Genomic DNA, 21,600 nt, shown 5'->3' with positions numbered 1-21,600 from the left:
CGAAGTATGACCGTCGAGGAGAAGGCAGACGAGCGCGACTTCGGCTGGTCCCTCGGTGTGCTGCTGCGCGCCCTGCACGGCTCGATGGGCCGGGTGCTGAAGGACCTTCCGCACGGTCCGCGTGGCTACCAGACGCTGTCCACCGTCGTCCACGGCGACCAGCCGAGCCAGCTCGCCCTGGCCGCCCATCTCGGCATCGACAGGACGGTGATGACGTACCTCATCGACGACCTGGTGGAGGCGGGGCTCGTGGAGCGGCGGCCCAACCCCGCCGACCGGCGGCAGCGCAAGATCGTGCCCACGGAGCAGGGGGTCGCGGTGCTGCGCGACCTGGAGCGGCAGGTGCGCGCGGTCGAGGACCACGTGCTGCGGTCGCTGTCGCCGGAGGAGCGGGAGGCGTTCAGGGGCCTGTTGCGGCGGGTGGCGTGCGGCGTGGCCGACGTGGACGCCGGCACCGACCCCTGTGACGTCGTGGACGAGCTGCTGGGCTGAACCCCCGTAGCGGGCGCAGGGAGGGAATACTGCTCCGAGATGTGCGGTTTGACAACACATCTCCACCGCATACGGTTTGTGGAGCCGCACATATCCCGAGGGGATCACATGCCTGACTACGGCCACGACCTGACGTTCGGGTCGTTCATCACGCCCGCCAACGCCGCGCCGGAGCAGGTGGTCGGCCTGGCGCGGGAGTCCGAGGACGCGGGGCTGGACCTCGTGACGTTCCAGGACCATCCGTACCAGCCGGGCTTCCTCGACACCTGGACGCTGCTCAGCTACGTCGCCGCGCGCACCGAGCGGGTGCACGTCTCGGCCAACGTCACGAACCTGCCGCTGCGCCCGCCCGCCGTGCTCGCCCGCGCGGCGGCGAGCCTCGACCTGCTCAGCGGGGGGCGGTTCGAGTTGGGGCTGGGCGCGGGGGGCTTCTGGGACGCGATCGAGGCCATGGGCGGGCGGCGGCTCACCCCGGCGCAGGCCGTGGGCGCGCTCGACGAGGCGATCGACGTCATCCGCGGCTTCTGGGACGCGGGCAACACCGGGCGGTTCCGCGTGGACGGCACGTACTACCAGGTCAACGGGGCCAAGCGCGGGCCCGCTCCGGCGCACGACATCGGGATCTGGCTGGGGGCCTACAAACCGCGCATGCTCCGCCTCGTCGGGACGAAGGCGGACGGATGGCTGCCGTCGCTGTCGTACCTGCAGAGCCTCGACCAGCTCGACGAGGGCAACGCGATCATCGACGAGGCGGCGCTGGCCGCGGGGCGGGAGCCCGGCGCGGTGCGCCGGCTGCTCAACATCGGCGGGCGCTTCGGCCCGCCCAGCGACCGGCTGCTGTCGGGGCCGCCCCGGCAGTGGGCCGAACAGCTCGCCGCGATCTCCCTGCGGTACGGGATCGGCACCTACATCGTGATGGCCGACGACCCGGTGACGTTGCGGACGTTCGGCCAGGAGGTCGCGCCCGAGACGCGCCGGCTCGTGGCCGCCGAGCGCGCGGGCAGGTGAGCGATGGACTACGGGCAGCCGTTGCGTTTCGGGACGCGGATCGCCGCCGGCGGGCCGGCCGAGGAGGCCGTGGCGCGGGCGGCGCTGGCCGAGGAGCTGGGGCTCGACCTCGTGCTCTTCGCCGAGACCTCCGAGGGCGTGGACGCGTGGACCTCGATGAGCTGGGCCGCGGCGCGGACCACGCGCGTCAGGATCGCCGCCGGGCCGCTGGACGGGGCCGCGCGCCCGCCCGCCGTGCTGGCCCGCGCGGCGGCGAGCCTCGACCTGCTCGCCGGCGGGCGGCTTGAGCTGGGGCTGAGCCCCACCGGACGGTGGGACCCCCGTGAGGGCGTCCAGGAGCTGCCGGCCGAAGAGGCGGCGGCAGCCCTGGAGGAGGCCGTCGAGATCATCCGCGGCGTCTGGGCGGAGGGCGAGTCCGCGCCGCTCCGCTTCGCCGGCGAGCACTACGAGGTGGCGGGCGCTCCTCGCGGTCCCGCGCCCGCCCACAACATCCCGATCTGGGTCGCGGGCACGGAGCCCCACGCCCTGCGCCTGGCGGGGACCACGGCCGACGGCTTACTGTTCCGGCTCCAGGACGACCTGGCCGGGGTCGCCGCCGCGCAGGCGGCGGTGGACGAGGCCGCGCGGGCCGCGGGGCGTGACCCCCGGGAGATCGAGCGTGTCGCGGTCCTGCCCGCCGGCGCTGCCGAGCTCATGGAGGCGCTGGCGGTGGAGCACGGGGTCGGGACGTTCGTGCTCGACGACCCGTCCGAGGCCGACCTGCGCGACTTCGCCGCGCGACTCGCCCCGGCCCTGCGCGAGAGCGTGGCGGGGAAGCGCGCGGCCCGCGGGATCGGCGAGGCCAGGGTCGCCCGCCTCGGCCTGCGGTCCCGCCGCCATCCCGGCATCGCCTACGACGCCGTCCCCGCCCATCTCGAACGGGTCGAGCCGGGCGACGCGGGGTATGCCCGCGTCCGCTCCACGTACATGCGGGGCGGCTCGCCCGGTCTGGTCCTGCGGCCCGGCACGCCCGCCGAGGTCGCCGACGCGCTGGCCTTCGCCCGTACGCAGCCGGTCAAGCTGGGGATCCGCAGCGGCGGCCACGGCATCAGCGGCCGTTCGACCAACCACGGCGGCATCGTGCTCGACGTCTCCCGCCTGAACACGATCGAGGCGCTGGACAAGGCCACCCGCCGGGTACGCCTCGGTCCCGGCGCCCGGTGGAGCGACGTGGCGGCGGCGCTGGCCCCGTACGGCTGGGCGCTCACCTCCGGCGACTACGGCGGGGTCGGCGTCGGCGGCCTGGCGACGGCGGGCGGCATCGGCTGGCTGGCCCGCGAGCACGGCCTGACCATCGACCATCTGCGGGCCGTCGAGCTGGTGCTCGCGGACGGCAGCCTGGTCAGGGCCGACGACACCGAGAACGCCGAGCTGTTCTGGGGCGTGCGCGGCGCCGGCGCGAACTTCGGCGTCGTGACGAGCTTCGAGTTCGAGGTGGACGAGGTGGGCGACGTCGGTTTCGCGCAGTTGATCCTCGACGCCTCGGACCCGGCGGCGCTGCTGCGCGACTGGGGAGCGGTCGTCGAGGCCGCGCCGAGGGACCTCACCAGCTCGCTCATCCTCGGCCGCCCGCAGCCCGGTCAGCCGCCGATGGCCCAGGTCATGGCCGTGGTGGACGCCGACGACGCGGAGACGGTGCTGGACCGCCTGCGCCCGCTCGCCGCCGTCGCGCCGCTGCTCGACCACAGCATCCAGATCCTCCCGTACGCGGCGCTGATGAACGTGCCGCCGGGGCCGCACCACGGCCAGGGCGAGCCGGTCAGCCGCTCCGCGCTCGCCGACCACCTCACCCCCGAGCTGGCCGAGGCCGCCGCCCGCCTGGTCGCGAGCGGTCAGACGTACTTCTTCCACATCCGGGCGGCCGGGGGCGCGGTCTCCGACGTGCCCGCGGACGCCACCGCGTACGCGGGCCGCTCGGCGAACTTCTCCCTCGCCGCCTTCGGCTCCAGCAGGTCAGGGCTGGACCGCCTCTGGGACGCGATGCGCCCCCACTTCTCCGGCCTCTACCTCAACTTCGAGACCGACACCCGCCCGGAACGCCTCCACGACGCCTTCCCCGAGCCCACCCTGAGCCGCCTGCGGGCGCTCAAGCGCCGCTACGACCCCGGCAACGTCTTCCGCGACAACTTCCCGATCACGCCTTGACCTCAGGTCGACCTGAGGTCGCAGGCTGGAGGGCATGCCCGAGACGAAGGAACAGATGGAGGCGCTCGTCCGGCGGCTGGACGCGGTGGATGCCCGGCCAGGGGCCGCCGCGCTGCGCGCCCGGTCGTACGAGCTGCTGGAGCTGTCGGCCGGGGCCGGCGTGGTGGACGTCGGCTGCGGAGCGGGGCGCGCGGTCGCGGAGCTGGCCGGGCGCGGGGCGCGCCCGGTCGGCGTGGACGTCAGCGCGGAGATGCTCGCGGTGGCCCGTCACCGCTGGCCGGAGGGCGACTTCCGGCTCGGCGACGCCTGCGCGCTGCCGCTGGAGGACGGCTCGGTGGCGGGATACCGCGCCGACAAGGTCTTCCACGAGCTGGCCGAGCCGGCGCGGGCGCTGGCGGAGGCGCGCCGGGTGCTCGTGCCCGGCGGCCGGGCCGTGCTGGCCGGCCAGGACTGGGACACCTTCGTCATCGACTCCGACGACCCGGCGCTCACCCGGCGGCTGGTGCACGCCCGCGCCGACCTGGTGACCGCGCCCCGGGCCGCCCGGCGGCAGCGCAACCTGCTGCTCGACGCCGGGTTCTCGGACGTGCACGCGGAGGTGCGCACCGAGGTGTTCACGGACGCGGCGATGCTGCCGGTGCTGGCCGGGCTCGCCGCGGCGGCCCGCACGGCCGGCGCCGTCGACGCCGATCAGGAGACGGCGTGGGTCGCCGAGCAGCGCCGGCGCGCCGAGACGGGCCGGCTGTTCCTGGCCCTGCCGATCTTCGTCGCGTCAGGGGTGAGCCGCTAGGAGCTCCGCGAAGCGACCGACGTCCACGTTGCCACCCGAGACGATCACGCCGACGCGCCGCGGCGGCTCACCCAGCCGCCCGGCCAGCAGCGCGGCGAGCGGCGTGGCGCCGCTCGGCTCGACGACCGTCTTCATCCGCTCGAACGCCGTCCGCATCGCCTGCCGGATCTCGTCGTCGGAGACCAGGGCGACCTCGTCCACCAGACGCCTGTTGATCGAGAACGTCAGCTCGCCGGGGATCTCGGCCGCCATCCCGTCGGCGATCGTGCGCGGGATCGGGATCGACACGCGCTCCCCGGCGGCCAGCGAGCGCCTGGTGTCGTCGCCCGCCTCGGGCTCCACGCCGATCACCCGGATGCCGGGCAGCAGCCCCTTGGCCGCCGTCGCGCTGCCCGCGATCAGACCGCCGCCGCCGATGGGGACGACCAGCGCGTCCAGCTCGCCGACCTCCTCGATCAGCTCCAGCGTCGCGGTGCCCTGACCGGCGATGACGTGCGGATGCTCGTACGGCGGGATGAGCGTCAGCCCGCGCTCGGCGGCCAGCGCCTCCCCGATCGCCACCCGGTCGCCGGTGTAGCGGTCGTAGGTGACGATCTCCGCGCCGTAGCCGGCGGTGGCCTCGCGCTTGAGCCGCGGGGTGTCCTCCGGCATGACGATCACCGCGCTGCTGCCCAGCTCGCGCGCGGCCAGGGCGACGGCCTGGGCGTGGTTGCCCGAGGAGTAGGTGGCGATGCCCCGCGCGAGCTGCTCGGGCGTCAGCCGCGAGATCGCGTTGTACGCGCCGCGGAACTTGAACGCCCCGACCCGCTGGAGGTTCTCGGCCTTGACGAAGACCTCGGCCCCGGCCAGCGCGTCGAGCGTGCGCGAACGCAGCACGGGCGTGCGGTGCGCGACCCCCTTGAGCCGGGCCGCGGCGTCACGGACGTCGTCGAGGGTGACCGGGAGTGCGTCGGGCATCAGTGCTGCTCCTCGTGGCGGGGAGACCCACGATAGCGGGAGGTCAGCCGGTGGTCTCCTCGGCCAGGGTGCCGCAGCGGAAGCCGGGCTCGCGGTCCGGGTCGAGTTGCAGGTTGCCGAGGTTCGTGGTCGACATCGAGCGGCGGAAGGTCTCCTGCTTGTCGCAGTCGTAGAACACGTAGGTGTTCTCCTTCTCGCCGAGCAGCATCATCCAGCGGCCGTCGTAGAGCGGCTTGTCGGTGGCGGCGTCCCGCAGCACCGCCCACTGGTCCTGGAAGCCGACATAGCCGAGCAGGTCGTTGGCCTGGCCGGTCTCCTGCACCTCGATCGCGCCCTTGACCAGGCTGAGGATCAGCACGAAGCCCAGTCCGAGCCCGGTCAGCGCGGCCACCAGCACCGTCATTCCCGCGCGGCCCACCCGCTTGCGGCGCAGCAGCCGGAACGGCACCAGGAAGGCGAGCACGCCGAGCCCCACGGCGACGGCGACCATGAGCCCCAGGGTCAGGTCGGCGACCAGGTTGAACAGTCCCCAGTACGTCGCCCCCGACCACAGCGCGGCCAGCGCGGCCACGATCCACGGGCGCTCGCGCAGCCGCCTGAGCAGCCGGCCGGCCGCGCCCCGCGTGACCCTGTCGATGAGCCAGCTGAGCCCGACCAGGACGCCGATGGCCGGGATGAGCGCCAGCAGGAGCAGGATGAGCGTGCCCATGAGCCGGCCCAGCAGGACGGACTGGTCGATGCCGGCCTGCTGCGGGTTGACGCCGAAGACCCAGTAGACCTGCTCGATGCCGAGGTAGAGCACGGCGTACAGCGCGACGCCGACCGGCACCACCACGGCGCCGATGCGCTCCAGGACGGTGAGGACACCGCCGCCGTCCTCCTGCTCCGGCGCGGTGGGAAGTGGCTCCCGGACCTCGGTGAGCGTTGAGGGGGAATGCATGGGGGTGTCCCTTTCGAATCGTGCGGGCGTCCGTGACGCCGCGCCGATGCTACAGCGGACAAGTTCCGAAATATTGAACTTTCAGCCACATGAGAAACCGCGTGTTAGGTTCCCTTCCGGACGTTCCCCTTCCGGATCAGCAGCGGAGGCCCCATGGAGCCCGGCGCGAGCCCCACGGCGCGGGCCCTGATGACGCTCGACCTGCTCCAGGGCCATCCCGGCATCACGGCCGACCGGCTGGCCGGCCGGCTCGGCGTCTCCGAGCGCGCCGCCCGCCGCTACATCGGCATCCTGCGCGAGGCCGGCATCCCCGTCGAGGCGGTCCGCGGCCCGTACGGCGGCTACCGGCTCGGGCGTGGGCTGCGGCTGCCGCCGCTGACGTTCACCGCGGCCGAGGCCCTGGGCCTGGTCATGGCGGTGCTCGACGGCCACCACGACGCGGGCGACCCGTCCGACCCGGTCGGCAGCGCGCTCGGCAAGATCATGCGGGCGCTGCCCGAGCCGGTGGCCGCCCAGGCCGAGGCGGTCCGGCGGACCACGGCGCCCGTGCCCGACCGCGCGGCGGCCCGCCCGGACCCGGGCATCACGGCCGCCCTCGTCCAGGCGTGCTCGGCCCGCCGACGGGCGCGGCTCGGCTACCGTTCCGAGGCGGGCAACGAGCGGACGATCGAGGTGGACCCGTGGGCGGTCGTCGTCCGCCACGGCCGCTGGTATCTGCTGTGCTGGTCCCACACCTCCGCCGGCCGCCGCGCCTACCGGGTCGACCGGGTCGGCGACGTGCACGTCCTCGACGTCCCCTTCGAGCCGCCCGCCGGGCTCGACCCGGCCGCCGTCCTGGAGGAGCACCTGGCCGTCGGCTGGGACCACGAGGTCGAGGTCGTCGTCGAGGCCCCCGCCGAGCGGGTGGCGGGCTGGCTCTCCCGCGTCATGGGCCGCCCGGAACCGCTCGGCGCCGCCACGACCCGCCTGGTGGGCAGCACGAACAACCCGGCCTGGTACGCCGAGGAGCTGGCCAGGCTGCCGGTGGCGTACCGGATCGTGAGATGTCCGGATCTGGTGCGGGCGGCGCGGGCCCTGGGGGAGCGGCTGCTCGCCGCGAGCGCCGGGCCCGCGGACCCGGGCTGACCGCGCTACTGCAGCGCGGCGATGGCCAGGTCGCGGCTGTCGTAGAAGGAGAGCAGCCGGTCCAGGCCCATGATCTTGAAGACGTGGGCGATGTCGGGCTCCATCCCGGCCAGCGCGAGCCGGGCGCCGGCCTCCTGGGCCCGCTGGTGCGCCGTCACCAGCACGGAGATGCCCGTGGAGTCGCAGAACGGCAGCGCCGACAGGTCGATCACCAGCCCGTCGCCGGGCGCGAGCGCGACCTGGTCGAGAGCCGCCTGAAGACGCGGCGAAGTGTGGTGGTCGAGGTCGCCGGCGACGACCAGCACATGGATGCGAGCCGAATGCGGTTGGTAGGTGACGGTCAGACCGGGATCCTGCTGCACCGAGGCTCCTGAGAGAGGGGTGTGGGTCCTCGCGCCTGGGGGAGAGGGGCACGAGCCATGGGGTGATCTGCCCTATTCTACGTACTGGCGAGCTGGTGTCTGACCTGCCCGGCAACGAACGAAAGGGTCTCGTGTGGCACGCGACGACGCTGAACGCGGCCCGGTGCCGGCGGCCGGGGCCGGGATCTTCACCGTGGACGACGAGATCGGCCGCGACCTCGCCGTGGTGGACTGGCGCGCCACCCCGCTCGGCCCCCCCGAGGAGTGGCCGCAGAGCCTCCAGACGGCCGTGAGCATCCTGCTGTCGTCCCGCTTCTCCATGTGGATGGCGTGGGGGCCGGAGCTCACGTTCTTCTGCAACGCCGCCTACCGCCGCGACACGCTCGGCAGGAAATACCCGTGGGCGCTCGGCCGCCCGGCCAGCGAGGTGTGGGCGGAGATCTGGGACGACATCGGCCCCCGCATCCACACCGTGCTGGACACGGGCCGGGCCACCTGGGACGAGGCGCTGCTGCTGTTCCTGGAGCGGGCCGGCTATCCGGAGGAGACCTACCACACCTTCTCCTACAGCCCGCTGCGCGACGACGACGGCGCCGTGGTCGGCATGCTCTGCGTGGTCAGCGAGGAGACCGAGCGGGTCGTCGGCGAGCGGCGCATGGCGACCCTGCGCGACCTCGGCTCCGACCCCAGCGTGGTGCGCACCGAGCAGGAGATGCTGGCCTTCGCCTGCCGCCAGCTCGGGCACAACCCGCAGGACCTCCCCTTCACCCTCACCTATCTGTTCGACGACGACGGCGGCGCGCGGCTGGCCGAGGCGACCGGCATCCCGGCCGGGCACCCGGCGGCCCCATCCGTTCTGCCCGCAGGCGACCCCGACCCGGTGTGGCCGCTCGCCGCGCCGGCCCGGGGCGAGACCGAGCTGGTGGCGCTCGACGGCGCGCCGTTCGCCGGCCTGCCGTCCGGGCACTGGAGCGAGCCGCCCACGCAGGCGCTCGTGGTGCCGCTGCTCCAGCAGGGCGGCGCGCCGTACGGGTTCCTGGTGGCCGCGCTCAACCGGTACCGGCCGCTGGACGACGGCTACCGCGGCTTCCTCGAGCTGGCCGCCGGCCACGTCGCGGCCGGCATCTCCTCCGCCCGCAGCTACCAGGCCCAGCAGCGGCGGGCCGAGGAGCTGGCCGAGCTGGACCGGGCGAAGACCGTGTTCTTCTCCAACATCAGCCACGAGTTCCGCACCCCGCTCACCCTGATCATGGGGCCGGTGCAGGAGCTGCGCGGCGCGCTCGCCGACGGCGCCCCGCAGGTCCGCCAGGACCTCGACGTCATCCACCGCAACGCGCTGCGCCTCGGCAAGCTCGTCAACACGCTGCTCGACTTCTCCCGCCTCGAAGCCGGCCGCATGCAGGCCCGCTACGAGCCGGTGGACCTCGCGGCCGTCACCGCCGAGCTGGCCAGCGTCTTCCGCTCCGCGATCGACAAGGCCGGGCTGGAGTTCGTGGTCGACGTCCTCCCGCTCCCCGAGCCGGTCCACCTCGACCGGAGCATGTGGGAGAAGGTCGTGCTCAACCTGCTGAGCAACGCGCTGAAGTTCACCTTCGACGGCTCAATCGGCGTCAGCGTGCGCGAGCACGACGGGCACGCGGTGGTGACGGTCACCGACACCGGCATCGGCATCCCGGCCGAGGAGCTGCCGCGGCTGTTCGAGCGGTTCCACCGGATCGAGAGCGCCCGTTCGCGCTCCCACGAGGGCAGCGGCATCGGGCTGGCCCTGGTGCAGGAGCTGGTCGGCCTGCACGGCGGCACCGTCTCCGCCGAGAGCACCGAGGACGAGGGCACGACGTTCACCGTCCGGCTGCCCTTCGGCGTCGCGCACCTGCCTCCCGGCAGCATCATCGCGCCCGGGGCGGCGGAGACGGTCACGGCCGGCGCCGACCCGTACGTCCAGGAGGCCCTGCGCTGGCTCCCCGAGGACGACGAGGCCGCCCAGGCGGCGGCCGAGGTCCCCGCCGTGGCCGGCGTGCCGGCTCCGGACGGCGGCCCGGCGCCCCGCGTGCTGATCGCCGACGACAACAGCGACATGCGCGAATACCTCCTCCGGCTGCTCAGGGGCGCCGGCTACCAGGTCACCGCCGTCGGCGACGGGCTGGAGGCCCTGGACGCCGTCCGCGCGGACGCGCCCGACCTCGTGGTCAGCGACGTCATGATGCCGCGCCTCGACGGCCTGGCCCTGGTCTCGGCGCTGCGGTCCGACCCGCGCACCGCCGGCGTTCCGGTGCTGCTGCTGTCGGCCCGCGCCGGCCAGGAGGACTCGATCGAGGGCCTGGAGGCGGGCGCCGACGACTACCTGGTCAAGCCGTTCTCCGCCGCCGAGCTGCTGGCGCGGGCGCGGGCCAACGTGGAGCTGGCGCGGATGCGCAACCACCACACCCGGTGGCGCAGCGCCATGATCGACTCGTTGCAGGAGGGGTTCTTCGTCACCGACGAGACCGGCGCGGTGATCGAGGTCAACTCGGCCTTCACCGACATCCTCGGCTACGGGCCCGAGGACCTGCCGTACACCCCCGAGCACCCCTGGTGGCCGGACGCCGACGCCGATCCACAGGCGCACGCGCAGGTCGCCGAGGCGTTCGAACGCATGATGCGCGAGGGCAGGGGCAGCGTCGACGTCCCCGTCACCCACCGGGACGGGCACCACGTGTGGATCACGGTCACCTTCAACGCGGTCACCGACCCCGACACCCGCCGCCGCCGCGTCGTGGGCACGGTGCGCGACGTCACCGCCGAGCACTACCTCGTGCAGCGCGAGAGCGCGCTCGCCGCGCTCAGCATGCGCGTCTCCCAGGCCGGCAACCTGACCGACGCCCTGGCCGGCGGGCTGGAGGCGTTGCAGGAGGTGTGGCGGGCCCGGCAGGTGCTCGCCGCCGTGTGGAACGACGGCCGGCCGCTCGGCCTGGTCCGCGCCCCCGCGGGCGGCGACTGGCCGGACCTGCCGGAAGAGCTGCGGGAGAAGCTGACGGCGCTGCGCGAGCAGCCGCCACTCCGCCCGGTCGCGCCCGGCGCGGACGGCGCCGGCATCACCCTGGAACACCCCGAGGGCCTGCTCACCGTCTGGGTGGACCTGGGCCAGAACCGGCCCTTCACCGGCGAGGACCAGACCCTGCTCGCGCTGCTCGCCGGTCACCTCGGCCAGGGACTGCACCGGGTCCACCAGCTCGACCAGCAGCGCGAGGCGGCCGTGGCGCTCCAGCGGGCCATCCTGGGCCCGTCCGAGCTGCCCGACGGCTTCGCCGTCCGCTACGAGCCGGCCGGCCGCCCCCTGGAGGTCGGCGGCGACTGGTACGACATCGTGCCGCTGGCCGAAGGGCGCATCGGCATCGTGGTCGGCGACTGCGTGGGGCGCGGGCTGGAGGCCGCCGCCGTCATGGGGCAGCTGCGCAGCGCCTGCCGGGCCCTGCTGCTCCAGGACGCCGGCCCCGCGCAGGTGTTCACCGCGCTCGACCGGTTCGCCGCGCTCATCCCCGGCGCCAAGTGCACCACCGCCTTCTGCGGCGTGCTCGACACCGTCACCGGCGACCTCGTCTACTCCAGCGCCGGCCACCCGCCCGGCATCCTCGCCCACGCCGACGGCAGCACCGAGCTCCTCCAGGGCGGCCGGTCGGCCCCGCTCGCGGTGCCGACGGGCAAGGCGCGGCCGGAGGCGAGGTGCACCATGCCGCCCCGGTCCACGCTGCTCGTCTACACCGACGGGCTGGTGGAGCGGCGCCGGCGTCCGCTGACGGCCGGCATCGACGAGGCCAGCGCGGCCGTGCAGGCGGGCCGGGCCACCCCCATCGAGGCGCTCGCGAGCGAGGTCATGGCCAGCCTCACCCCGGACGGCGGCTTCAGCGACGACGTCGCGCTGCTCCTCTACCGCCAGCCCGCCCCGCTGGAGGTCGCCTTCCCCGCCGAGTCCAGCCAGCTCGCCCCCGTGCGCGCGGCGCTCCGCGACTGGCTGAGCCGCTGCCAGCTCGCCCCCGCGCAGCTGCAGAACGTGCTCGTGGCGGCGGGCGAGGCGTGCGCCAACGCCATCGAGCACGGGCACCGCGACGCCCCCGGCCGGACGATCCGCCTGCGGGCGGTCGCCACCGGCAGCGGCCTGCGCCTCACCGTCACCGACACCGGCCGCTGGAAGATCCCCGAACCCGAGGCCAATCCGCACCGCGGACGGGGCGTCGCGCTCATGCGCGCCCTGATGAACGAGGTCACCATCCAGCCCGGCGCCGCCGGGACCACCGTCGACCTGCAGACGAGGATCTCCCGATGACCGCACCTCTCACCGTGGTCGCCTCGCAGCGGCCGGACGGCACCCTGGTCCTCGCCTGCGCGGGCGAGATCGACATGAGCAACGCCGGCGCGCTGGACGAGGCCCTGGCGGGCGCCGACGGCGACGGCACGGTGCTGGTCGACCTGAGCGCGGTCGAATATCTGGACAGCGCGGGCCTGACCGTGCTGTTCTCCCACGTCGAACGCATCCGGCTGGTCGCCAACCCGCTGCTCGAACCCGTACTGACGATCTCAGGGCTGGCCGACCTCACCACCGTCGAGGGCCTCACCGACGACGGCCGGTAGCGGCGGTGTTCCCAGACTTGACCGCTGCCGGGAGTAAAAGGGGGAAGATGGCGGCCAACGAGAGGCTCGACCCGCCGGCCGAGGTGCTCGACCAGGCGGCGGCCGTGTTCGGGCTGCTGTCCTCGCCGTCCCGGCTGCACATCGTGTGGGCCCTCGCGCAGGGCGAGTGCGACGTGTCCGGGCTGGCGGAACGGGTGGGCGGCGCGCTGCCCGCGGTCAGCCAGCACCTGGCCAAGCTCAAGCTGGCGGGCCTGGTCCGGTCGCGGCGCGAGGGCCGCAGGGTGGTCTACCTCATCGACGACCAGGACATCGTGACCACGGTGCAGGGCCTGGTCGGCCGGCTCGCCGAGCGGCGGGGCCCCGGGGAGCACGCCCGTGGTCTGGGCGCCTGAGGCGGCCGACACCCCGCTCCGGGTCCTGCGGCGGCTGGAGACCGGTCCGCGCGGCCTCGTGACCGCCGACGCCGAGGCGCGGCTGCTCGACCACGGCGAGAACGTCGTACCGTCCCGGCTGCCCCCCACCTTGCCGCGCCGGCTGCTCCGCAGCGTGCGCGACCCGTTCACGCTGGTGCTGCTGGGGCTGGGGCTGGTCAGCGCGCTCATCGCGTCCTGGGCGACGGCGGGCGTCATCGTCCTCCTGGTCGCGGTGAGCTGCCTGCTGCGCTCCAACGGCGAGCATCGCGCCGACCGCTCGACGGCCGCGCTGCGCCGGCTGGTCGCCACGACGACGACCGTACGGCGGCGGGCGACGAAGGACGCCGAGCCGGAGGAACGGGAGATCCCCGCCGACCAGCTCGTGCCCGGCGACGTGATCAAGCTGGGCCCCGGCGACCTGGTGCCCGCCGACGCGCGGCTGCTGCGGGCCAACGGCCTGACCGTGCACCAGGCGCAGCTCACCGGGGAGTCGGCGCCGGTGGCCAAGCGGGCGCTCGACCTGCCGGACGGCGACGAGCACCTGCTGTGGCAGGGGAGCAGCGTGGCCTCGGGCAGCGCGCTCGCCGTGGTGACCGCCACGGGAGCCGCCACCCGCTTCGCCGGCGCCTACGCCGGGCCCCCGCCAGGAACGCGGCCAGGAACGCGGTCAGGAACGCGGTCAGGAACGCGGTCGGGATCGCGGCTCTCCCGGCGGCGGGGCGCGCGGCGGACGTCGGCTTTCGACCGGTCCGTGTACGGGCTCTCCTGGATCCTGGTCCGGGGGATGCTGGTCATCCCGCCGGTCGCCCTGGTCGCCAACGCGGTGCTGCGCGGCAAGGGGCTGGAGGCGCTGCCGTTCGCGGTGGCCGTGGCGGTCGGGCTGACGCCCGAGATGCTGCCCGTCGTGGTGACCACCGTCCTGGCCAGGGGGTCTGCGCTGCTGGCGCGGCGCGGAGTGATCGTCAAACGGCTGTCCGCGCTGCCCGACATGGGCGCGATCGACGTCCTGTGCATGGACAAGACCGGCACGCTCACGCGCGACCGCCCGGTGCTGAGCGGGTCCGTCGGTCCCGGCGGGCGGCCCGACCCCGAGCCGCTGCGCTGGGCGGCCGTCAACGGCCTGGTGACGCTGCACCTCGCCGACCCGCCCGCCCCCGACCCGCTCGACGAGGCCATCCTCGCCGGCGCCCCTGAGCTGGGCGAGGTCGAGGGGCTGGACGCGGTGCCGTTCGACCCGCTGACCCGGGTGTCCCGCGCGCTCGTACGGGACGGCGAGGACGTCGTCGTGGTGGTCAAGGGCGCCGTCGAGGCGGTGCTGGAGCGGTGCGCGATCGGCGAGCGCGAGCGGCGGCGCGCGAGCGCCACCGCCGCGGCGCTGGCGCGGTCCGGCGCGCGCGTCCTGGCCGTGGCCCGCGGGGCGGCGTCCGTCCCCGGCCCGGACGCCGTGGCGCGTGGGGCCGCGTCCGTCCCCGGCCTGGATGCCGGGGCGCACGGGGGCGCGTCTCAAGTCGGCTTGGACGCCGTGGCCCGCTGGGGGGCATCCCCTCCGGCCGGTCTGGACGAGGTCGGCGAGCGCGGGCTCACCCTCGTCGGCTTCGTCACCTTGGCCGACGAGCCCTCCCCGGACGCCGCCGCAGCCCTCGCGGTGCTGGCCCGCCGTGGCGTCAAGGTCAAGATCCTGACCGGCGACCACCCGGGCACGGCGGCCAGGATCTGCCGTGAGCTGGGCCTGGAGGCGGGCGAGGTGGCCGACGCGGCCGGCCTCACCGCCGCCATGGCCGAACGGGCCACGGTGATCGCCCGCTGCACGCCCGAGCAGAAGGCCCGCGTGGTACGCGCCCTGCGCGCCGCCGGGCACACGGTCGGCTTCCTCGGCGACGGCGTCAACGACCTGCCCGCCATGCGCGCCGCCGACGTCGGCATCTGCCCGCGCGCCGCCGTGGACGTCACCCGCGAGGCCGCCGACGTCGTGCTGGCCGGCAAGGATTTGTCGGCCATCGGCCAGGCGGTCGTCGTGGGCCGGCGCAGCAGCGGCAACATCGTCACCTACTTGCGCATCGCCCTGTCCTCGAACCTGGGCAACGTGATCGCCATGCTGGTCGCCGGGCTGGCGCTGCCGTTCCTGCCGATGCTGCCGGTCCAGGTGCTCGCCCAGAACCTCTGCTTCGACGCCGCGCAGCTCGCCCTCGCCTTCGAACGGCCGGGCCCGGCCGTGCTGCGCCGCCCGTTCCGGCTGCGGCGGCAGGCCGTGCTCCGCTTCATCACGGGGTTCGGCCTGGTGAACGCGGGCGTCGACCTGGTCACGTTCGCGGTGCTGACCCGCGTCCACGGCACGCACGACGAGTCGGCCTTCCACACCGGCTGGCTGGTCGAGAACGTGCTCACCCAGGCCGCCATCATGTTGCTCCTGCGTCCCGTCGCGCGGGTGTCGCGCCCGCTCGGCCTGGCCACGGGCGCGCTCGCGGCGGCCGGCCTGCTGCTGCCGATCTCGCCGCTCGCGCCGGCGCTGGGGCTGGTCGCGCTGCCCGTCACGAGCCTGTTGTGGCTGCTGCTGGTGCTGGTGCTGTACGCCGGGGTGCTTCTGGCCCTGACTACCCGTACGAGACGCAAGCCGTGATACTTGGTCCGCCCGGTGCATGATCGACCAAGGGAGCGGACCGATGGAGTCCAGGGGCCAGACGGCCGAAATCATGATCGCGGAGGCCCGCAAGGCGTTATGGGTGATGGTCGGGTTCCTGGCCGTCATCTGGGTCCTGCAGATCCCCAACTGGCTGTCCGGCTACGCGCTCAGCCGTGAGTACGGCGTGCAGGCGTGGAACCCGGAGACGTTGCCCGGCATCATCTCCTCGGCGTTCCTGCACTGGAGCTGGGAGCACATCGAGGGCAACTCCGGGCCGCTGTTCGTCTTCGGCTTCCTCGCCGCCTATCGCGGTGTGGCCAAGTTCCTCAGCGTGACGGCGCTCATCGTCCTGGTCAGCGGCCTCGGGGAGTGGTTCACCGCGGACCCGGACGCCGTCGGGGCGGGGGCGAGCGGCGTCGTCTTCGGATATTTCGGGTACGTCCTGGTCCGCGGCGTCTTCGACCGGCACCTGATCGACATCGTGATCGGCGTGGTCATGGCGCTGTCCTTCGCCTACCAGTTCACCGGGCTGCTGCCGCAGGAGGGGATCGGCTGGCAGGCGCACCTGTTCGGGTTCCTCGCCGGCACGCTGGGCGGCTGGATCTTCCGCGACCGCAGGGCCGCCGCCCTCAAGCCCGCCGCCTCGCCCGCTTCCGGCGGCTCGCGTTCGTCCCTCCACAAGGAACTGGACGACCTCGGTCTCTGAGCGCGTACGCCCGGCGGAGTACGCGCCCCGGGCGCCCGACGTGGTGATCGCCGTCCCCTAGGGGCGGGCCCCTGAGGACCGGGGCGGTAGACCCTGACCCCGCCGTACCCGTGGCGGCGTAGCAGGAGTGCCGCCCGAGGCCGGATGTCCGGCGCCTCCCGATTCAGGAGTCTTGAGCACGACGCAAACGACTTCTTCAGACAGGGAGCGCGACATGACCGCCGCCATCGAGACCATGCTCTCCAAGCTGGCCGCCTGGCTCAGCCGGCACAGCATCGACATCCTGCGGATCAGTCTCGGGCTGGTCTTCGTGGCCTTCGGGACGCTCAAGTTCTTCCCGGGGGTGAGCCCGGCCGAGGCGCTGTCGGTGGCCACGCTGGAGCGGCTGTCCATGGGCCTGCTGTCGGGGTACGCGGCGCAGGCCGTGATCGCCGGGCTGGAGGTCTTCATCGGCCTCACGCTGGTGACGGGCCGGCTGCTGAAGACCGGGCTGGTGGTGATGGCCGGTGCGCTGGCCGGGTTCTTCGCCCCGTACGTGCTGTTCTTCACCGACCTGTTCCCCGGTGCGCCCACGCTGGAGGCGCAGTACATCTTCAAGGACATCGTCCTCGCCGCCGCGGCCCTGGTGATCGGCGCCCGCGCCCTCGGCGCCCGCCTGGTCCCTGCCCGCGCCGCGCTGTGAGCCCCGAGTGCTGGGGAGGTCAGGCCACTTCCGTATGCTCCCCGGCATGACCGCCCGCGCCACCCGTGACACCGGACTCACCCTGCGCGAGCTGCTCGCCTTCGACGAGGGCGGCATCCTGCGGCTGCTGCTCGCGCCCTCCGGGCAGGACGTGGCCATCACCGGGATGATCATCGGGGAGGAGGGGGCGGCCCGCTCGTACGCGGGGCGGATCGTGCTGGCGGTGGGGGTGCTGCCGTCGGTGCACGACTTCGTCCGCGAGGCCGCCGGGCGCGGGGCCGCCGCGGTCGTGCTGCGCGATCACCCCGGCCTCGACCCCGAAGACGTGCCCGGGGAGGCGGGAGCGCCGTCCGTGGTCGCGGTCGCGGAGCGGGCCGGCGTCGCGCTGCTCGCCCGCGCCGCCTGGGCCGACTGGGACGACGTGGCCACCCTGGTGCGCTCGGCCGCCGCCTACGCCGGAGCCGGGCGCGGGGACCGGATGGCCGACGTCACGGCCGGCGGCGGGCTCGCGGCGCTGGCTTCGGCGGTGGCCGAGTTCACCGGCGGGTCGATCACCATCGAGGACACCGCGTTCCGGGTGCTGGCCTACTCCGCCATCGGGCCCGAGGCCGACGAGCTGCGCCGCTCCACCATTCTCGGCGGCCGGGTGCCGGACTGGCGGGTGGAGGAGCTGCGGCGCAGCGGCCTGCTGCGTACGTTGTGGTCCTCGGACGAGGTGATCCACCGGCCCGCCGACGGCTCCAGCCCGGAACGGCTCATCATCGCCATCCGCAGCGGGCGGGAGATGCTCGGCTCCATCTGGGCCGCCGCGGACGCCGGCCGCCCGTTCACCGAGGGCGCGGCGCGGGCGCTGCGGCGGGCGGCCGAGGTGGCGGTGCCGTACCTGGTGCAGCACCGGCTACGGGAGAGCGGCGCGCGGCGGCGCGAGGAGCACGCGCTGCGCGGGCTGCTGGGCGGGCGCGGGGACATGAGCACCCACGCCTGGACCCTCGGCCTCGCCCCGGACCTGCCCTGCGCAGTCGTCATCGCCGACCCCACCGACCCCGCCAACGCTGTGAACCCCCAGCCCACCGCCCCCGCAACTCCCACCCCGCCCCCGCCGATGACTGCCGCGCCGCCGGCCGGTTGGTCCGTCGCCTCGCCCCTCGCGCCGCCCGCCGTCGCGCCCGGGACCCCGTCGGATGCCGCCCCGCCGGCTGTCCCGCCAGCTGCCCCACCGGCTGTCGACCCGTCTGTCGCGCCGTCGGCTGCCCCGTCGTCGTCTGCCGCGCCGCCGGCTGCCATGCCCGCTGAGCCGCCGGTCGCGCCACTCACCGCCGCGCCCGCCGTCACCCCTGCCGCCTCGGCGGGTGCGCCGAGGGCCGGTTGGTCCGTCGCCCCGGCGGCGGTCCCGTCCGCCGACCCGTCCGTCGGCGCGGTCGGGCAGCGGGAGGCGGGGTTGGAGCGGGTGATGGGGTTGTTGGCCGTGCAGGCCGCCTCCTACCGGGCCGGGATTCGGGTGTTGCGGGACGGGGGGCGGGTGATGGCGCTGGTGCCGGTACGGCGGGGGGCTGAGCGGGATGTGCTCGCCCTGGCTCGTGAGCTGGACACCCTGGCCGCCTCACTGGGAGGTGCGGGGCCGGTGTTCGTGGGGGCGGGCCCGATCGTGCCGTCTCCGCTGCGGGCCGCCGACTCCCGCGCGGACGCCGAGCTGGTCGTCCGGGTGCTGCGCGAGCGGGCGGCGAGCGCCGCGCAGGACCCGGCGGCCGGTGGCGGGCCGACTGGTGGCGGGTCGGCAGGCGGCAGGTCGGCCGGTGGTGCACGGGCCGGTGGTGCACGGGCCGGTGGTGGACGGGCCGGTGGTGGACCGGCCGGTGGTGGACGGGCCGGTGGCGAGTCGGCCGGTCGCGGGTGGGGCGCCGGTGAGCAACGGGCGGCTGGGGAGGGGCCGAGGGTGCGGCGGCATGCGTCGGCGGCTGAGTTGGGGGCGGCTCTGGATGTGCAGCGGGTGTTGGACGCGGTGTGGCCGGTCTGGGAGCGGGGGAGCGGGCCGGTGTACGACCTCGTGCGGGGCGATCTCGCGGCGGGTGGCGAGCTGGTCCGTTCGCTCGCCGCGTACCTGGACGCCTCCTGTGACGTCGGCCGCGCGGCCAAGCGGCTGGTCCTGCACCCCAACACCCTGCGCTACCGCCTGCGCCGCGTCCGCGACCGGTACGGCGTGGACCTGGACGACCCCGACACCCGGCTCATGCTCACCCTCGCGGTCCGCCTGGCCACCCGCCCGCGCTGACCTGATCCTTTGGCCGAACGGACAGAACGGTCCGTGACCTTTGGCCTGCCGGACGAAGACGATCGACGGTCGCATGCCCGAATCTGTTTTCGTACCCATCCGAAAGCCACGCACCCCCCGTGTCCGTCCAGGAGCCCCGTACCGTGATCCACGGCAGTTCCACGCTCTCCCCCGCCCGCACCACCGCCGACCGGGTGGCCGATGTCGTCCGGCACGCGGTCAGGACCGGCGCGGTCGGCCCGGCCCACCCGGTGGCCGGGTTCGTCGACGTCGAGGGGGTGCGCGACTCGGTCGCCGCCCTGCGCGAGGCGTTCGCCCCCGCGCCCCGGGTGCTGCACACGTTCGCCGCCAAGGCCGCGTCCCTGATCCCGGTCCTGCGGCTGCTCGCCGAGCAGGGCATGGGCTGCGAGGTCGCCAGCCCGGGCGAGCTGCGTATCGCGCTCGATGCCGGGTTCGCGCCCGGCGACATCGTCCTCGACTCGCCCGCCAAGACGCGTGCGGAGCTGGCCGAGGCGCTGGCGCTCGGGGTCGCGGTCAACGCCGACAACCTCGACGAGCTGCGCCGCATCGACGAGCTGCGCGCGCCAGGGTCCGCGTCGGTCGTCGGGCTGCGGGTGAACCCGCAGGTGGGCGGCGGCTCCATCGGCGCGATGAGCACGGCGACGGCCACGTCCAAGTTCGGGGTGACGCTGCGCGACCCCGGCAACCGCGAGCGCGTGGTGCGCGCCTTCGCCGAGCGTCCCTGGCTGACCCGTCTGCACGCGCACGTCGGCTCCCAGGGCTGCCCGCTGGAGCTGATCGCGGCGGGCATCGCGGAGACGTACGCGCTGGCCGAGGAGATCAACGCCGTCCTGGGCGAGCGCCGGATCACCAGCCTCGACATCGGCGGCGGCCTGCCGGTGAACTTCGCCGACGACGAGACCACCCCCACCTTCGCCGAGTACGTGGCCGCGCTCCAGGCCGCCGTCCCCGGGATCCTCGACGGTCGGTACGCGCTGGTCACCGAGTTCGGCCGCTCCCTGCTGGCCAAGAACGGCTTCATCGCCGCCCTGGTCGAGTACACCAAGGACGCGGGCGGGCGGCGGATCGCGATCACGCACGCGGGCGCGCAGGTCGCGACCCGGACGGTGTTCATGCCGGAGGCGTGGCCGCTGCGGGTGGCCGCGTTCGACGCCGACGGGCTGCCCAAGGACGGCCCGCTCCTGGCGCAGGACGTGGCCGGGCCGTGCTGCTTCGCCGGGGACGTGGTCGCGCACGCCAGGGAGCTGCCGGAGCTGGCGGAGGGCGACGTCGTCGTGCTGCGCGACACCGGGGCCTACTACTTCTCGACGCCGTGGGCGTACAACAGCCTGCCGTACCCGGGGGTGCACGGCTTCACGGTCGCGGACGGCGGTGAGGTGCGCCTGGCCACCGTACGGCCCGCGCAGACCCTCGACGAGATCGCGGCGACCAGCGGCCTGGCGTACGCGGGCGCACTGGGCGGCCTCCTGGAGTCGGCCGTCTGACCTAGGCTGGCAGTCGTGGCCGAGTTGATCACCGTCGATGTTCCTGAGGCGTTCGCCGCTTCCTACGGCAGGCAGGGCGCCGAGGCGCGGGCGTGGCTCGCCGAGCTGCCCCGGGTGGGCGGCGAGTTCCTGGACCGCTGGGAGCTGCGGCCGGACGGTCCGCCCGCTCACGGCATGGCGTCGCTGGTCCTGCCCGTGCTCCGGGCCGACGGGACGCGCGCCGTGCTGAAGCTGCAGCAGCCGCGGGAGGAGACCGCCGGCACCGCGGCCGGCCTGCGGGCGTGGGACGGCGACGGGATCGTGCGCCTGCTCGACCATGACGAGAGCAGCGCCACGCAGCTGCTGGAGCGGCTGGACGCGGCCAGGCCGCTGTCCTCGGTCGCCGACGACACCAAGGCGCTGCGGATCCTGGCCGAGCTGATGGCACGGCTGACCGCGGTGCCCGCCCCGCCGGGCCTGCGGCGGCTGTCGGACATCGCCGCCGCCATGCTCGACCAGGTCCCGGAGGCGGTGCGGGCCCTGCGTGACCCCGCAGAACAGCGGCTGGTGCGCACCTGCGCGTCCGCCGTGGCCGAGCTGACGGGTGAGCCCGGCGACCGCCTGCTGCACTGGGATCTGCACTACGACAACGTGCTCGCCGGGGAGCGGGAGCCCTGGCTGGCGATCGACCCCGAGCCGCTGGCCGGCGACCCGGGGTTCGAGCTGCTGCCGGCGCTCGACAACCGGTGGGACGAGGTGGAGGCCACCGGTGACGTGGCTCGCGCGGTGCTGCGGCGCTTCGACCTGCTGACCGAGGTCCTCGGCCTGGACCGGGACCGGGCGATCGGCTGGACGCTCGGCCGGGTGCTGCAGAACGCCCTGTGGGACGTCGAGGACGGCAAGGCGACGCTGGGACCCGCCCAGGTCGCCATCGCCGACGTCCTACTGAGCCGGCGGTAGGAG

Annotated in this window: 16 protein-coding genes and 1 pseudogene; 14 read left to right on the top strand and 3 right to left on the bottom strand. The window is 74.6% G+C overall.

What is annotated here, in order from left to right; all coding sequences use genetic code 11:
* Positions 1–6 precede the first annotated feature (6 nt).
* From ABD292_RS21595 to ABD292_RS21580, 4 genes and pseudogenes are all read left to right on the top strand, one after another.
* Complete coding sequence (locus tag ABD292_RS21595) at positions 7–492, top strand: MarR family winged helix-turn-helix transcriptional regulator (RefSeq protein WP_344209929.1); 486 nt, start codon at positions 7–9, stop codon at positions 490–492.
* 108 nt (positions 493–600) lie between these two features.
* Positions 601–1,491 (top strand): annotated as a pseudogene (locus ABD292_RS21590) (LLM class flavin-dependent oxidoreductase); the annotation flags it as partial.
* A 12-nt stretch (positions 1,492–1,503) separates the two neighbouring features.
* A complete protein-coding gene (locus ABD292_RS21585; protein ID WP_344209925.1) occupies positions 1,504–3,684 on the top strand; it encodes an LLM class flavin-dependent oxidoreductase in 2,181 nt (726 codons plus the stop codon).
* A gap of 34 nt (positions 3,685–3,718) precedes the next feature.
* Positions 3,719–4,474, top strand: a complete 756-nt coding sequence (locus ABD292_RS21580) for a methyltransferase domain-containing protein (protein WP_344209923.1) — start codon at positions 3,719–3,721, stop codon at positions 4,472–4,474.
* Here ABD292_RS21580 and ABD292_RS21575 read toward each other — a convergent pair.
* Together ABD292_RS21575 and ABD292_RS21570 are read right to left on the bottom strand one after the other, a co-directional pair.
* Positions 4,457–5,431, bottom strand: a complete 975-nt coding sequence (locus ABD292_RS21575; RefSeq protein WP_344209921.1) for a threo-3-hydroxy-L-aspartate ammonia-lyase — start codon at positions 5,429–5,431, stop codon at positions 4,457–4,459. The genes ABD292_RS21580 and ABD292_RS21575 overlap by 18 nt on opposite strands.
* A 43-nt stretch (positions 5,432–5,474) precedes the next feature.
* On the bottom strand, positions 5,475–6,371 hold the full coding sequence (locus ABD292_RS21570) for a hypothetical protein (RefSeq protein WP_344209919.1): 897 nt from the start codon (positions 6,369–6,371) through the stop codon (positions 5,475–5,477).
* A gap of 153 nt (positions 6,372–6,524) precedes the next feature.
* Between ABD292_RS21570 and ABD292_RS21565 the strand changes: the two genes are divergently transcribed.
* Positions 6,525–7,496, top strand: coding sequence for a helix-turn-helix transcriptional regulator (locus tag ABD292_RS21565; protein WP_344209916.1), 972 nt, complete (start codon positions 6,525–6,527; stop codon positions 7,494–7,496).
* A gap of 5 nt (positions 7,497–7,501) precedes the next feature.
* On the opposite strand, the gene ABD292_RS21560 is transcribed toward ABD292_RS21565, so the two are convergent.
* Complete coding sequence (locus tag ABD292_RS21560) at positions 7,502–7,858, bottom strand: STAS domain-containing protein (RefSeq protein ID WP_344209914.1); 357 nt, start codon at positions 7,856–7,858, stop codon at positions 7,502–7,504.
* Positions 7,859–7,991: 133 nt separating this feature from the next.
* Here ABD292_RS21560 and ABD292_RS21555 point away from each other — a divergent pair, with 133 nt between their 5' ends.
* The 9 genes from ABD292_RS21555 (at position 7,992) to ABD292_RS21515 (ending at position 21,597) form a co-directional block, all read left to right on the top strand.
* Positions 7,992–12,158, top strand: a complete 4,167-nt coding sequence (locus ABD292_RS21555; protein WP_344209912.1) for a SpoIIE family protein phosphatase — start codon at positions 7,992–7,994, stop codon at positions 12,156–12,158.
* Positions 12,155–12,463 (top strand): STAS domain-containing protein, encoded by a 309-nt coding sequence (locus tag ABD292_RS21550; protein ID WP_344209910.1) that lies wholly within the window; start codon positions 12,155–12,157, stop codon positions 12,461–12,463. The genes ABD292_RS21555 and ABD292_RS21550 overlap by 4 nt, the downstream gene beginning before the upstream one ends.
* Positions 12,464–12,510: 47 nt before the next feature.
* Positions 12,511–12,855 (top strand): ArsR/SmtB family transcription factor, encoded by a 345-nt coding sequence (locus tag ABD292_RS21545; RefSeq protein WP_344209908.1) that lies wholly within the window; start codon positions 12,511–12,513, stop codon positions 12,853–12,855.
* Positions 12,839–15,493, top strand: a complete 2,655-nt coding sequence (locus tag ABD292_RS21540) for an HAD-IC family P-type ATPase (RefSeq protein WP_344209906.1) — start codon at positions 12,839–12,841, stop codon at positions 15,491–15,493. Before ABD292_RS21545 ends, ABD292_RS21540 begins: the two co-directional genes overlap by 17 nt.
* Before the next feature lie 43 nt (positions 15,494–15,536).
* Positions 15,537–16,202 (top strand): rhomboid family intramembrane serine protease, encoded by a 666-nt coding sequence (locus ABD292_RS21535; RefSeq protein ID WP_344209903.1) that lies wholly within the window; start codon positions 15,537–15,539, stop codon positions 16,200–16,202.
* 214 nt (positions 16,203–16,416) lie between these two features.
* A complete protein-coding gene (locus tag ABD292_RS21530) occupies positions 16,417–16,884 on the top strand; it encodes a DoxX family protein (RefSeq protein WP_344209901.1) in 468 nt (155 codons plus the stop codon).
* Between the two features lie 46 nt (positions 16,885–16,930).
* Complete coding sequence (locus tag ABD292_RS21525) at positions 16,931–19,153, top strand: PucR family transcriptional regulator (RefSeq protein WP_344209899.1); 2,223 nt, start codon at positions 16,931–16,933, stop codon at positions 19,151–19,153.
* 143 nt (positions 19,154–19,296) lie between these two features.
* Entirely contained in the window at positions 19,297–20,658 is a 1,362-nt protein-coding gene (locus tag ABD292_RS21520; protein ID WP_344209897.1) for a type III PLP-dependent enzyme domain-containing protein, read from the top strand.
* Positions 20,659–20,673: 15 nt separating this feature from the next.
* Positions 20,674–21,597 carry an aminoglycoside phosphotransferase family protein gene (locus ABD292_RS21515; protein ID WP_344209894.1) on the top strand — a complete coding sequence of 308 codons (924 nt, stop codon included), beginning with the start codon at positions 20,674–20,676 and terminating at the stop codon, positions 21,595–21,597.
* Positions 21,598–21,600 lie beyond the last annotated feature (3 nt).

Source organism: Nonomuraea bangladeshensis (genome assembly GCF_039529455.1).
Lineage (GTDB): Bacteria > Actinomycetota > Actinomycetes > Streptosporangiales > Streptosporangiaceae > Nonomuraea > Nonomuraea bangladeshensis.
This window is presented reverse-complemented; position numbering and strand designations above follow the sequence as displayed.

What these genes read in the sequence shown, in the direction of transcription:
- ABD292_RS21580 (WP_344209923.1), top strand. Translation starts at nt 3,719, where the DNA reads ATGCCCGAGACGAAGGAACAGATGGAGGCGCTCGTCCGGCGGCTGGAC.
- ABD292_RS21570 (WP_344209919.1), bottom strand. Translation starts at nt 6,371, where the DNA reads ATGCATTCCCCCTCAACGCTCACCGAGGTCCGGGAGCCACTTCCCACC.
- ABD292_RS21575 (WP_344209921.1), bottom strand. Translation starts at nt 5,431, where the DNA reads ATGCCCGACGCACTCCCGGTCACCCTCGACGACGTCCGTGACGCCGCG.
- ABD292_RS21550 (WP_344209910.1), top strand. Translation starts at nt 12,155, where the DNA reads ATGACCGCACCTCTCACCGTGGTCGCCTCGCAGCGGCCGGACGGCACC.
- ABD292_RS21535 (WP_344209903.1), top strand. Translation starts at nt 15,537, where the DNA reads ATGGAGTCCAGGGGCCAGACGGCCGAAATCATGATCGCGGAGGCCCGC.
- ABD292_RS21565 (WP_344209916.1), top strand. Translation starts at nt 6,525, where the DNA reads ATGGAGCCCGGCGCGAGCCCCACGGCGCGGGCCCTGATGACGCTCGAC.
- ABD292_RS21530 (WP_344209901.1), top strand. Translation starts at nt 16,417, where the DNA reads ATGACCGCCGCCATCGAGACCATGCTCTCCAAGCTGGCCGCCTGGCTC.
- ABD292_RS21595 (WP_344209929.1), top strand. Translation starts at nt 7, where the DNA reads ATGACCGTCGAGGAGAAGGCAGACGAGCGCGACTTCGGCTGGTCCCTC.
- ABD292_RS21525 (WP_344209899.1), top strand. Translation starts at nt 16,931, where the DNA reads ATGACCGCCCGCGCCACCCGTGACACCGGACTCACCCTGCGCGAGCTG.
- ABD292_RS21545 (WP_344209908.1), top strand. Translation starts at nt 12,511, where the DNA reads ATGGCGGCCAACGAGAGGCTCGACCCGCCGGCCGAGGTGCTCGACCAG.
- ABD292_RS21585 (WP_344209925.1), top strand. Translation starts at nt 1,504, where the DNA reads ATGGACTACGGGCAGCCGTTGCGTTTCGGGACGCGGATCGCCGCCGGC.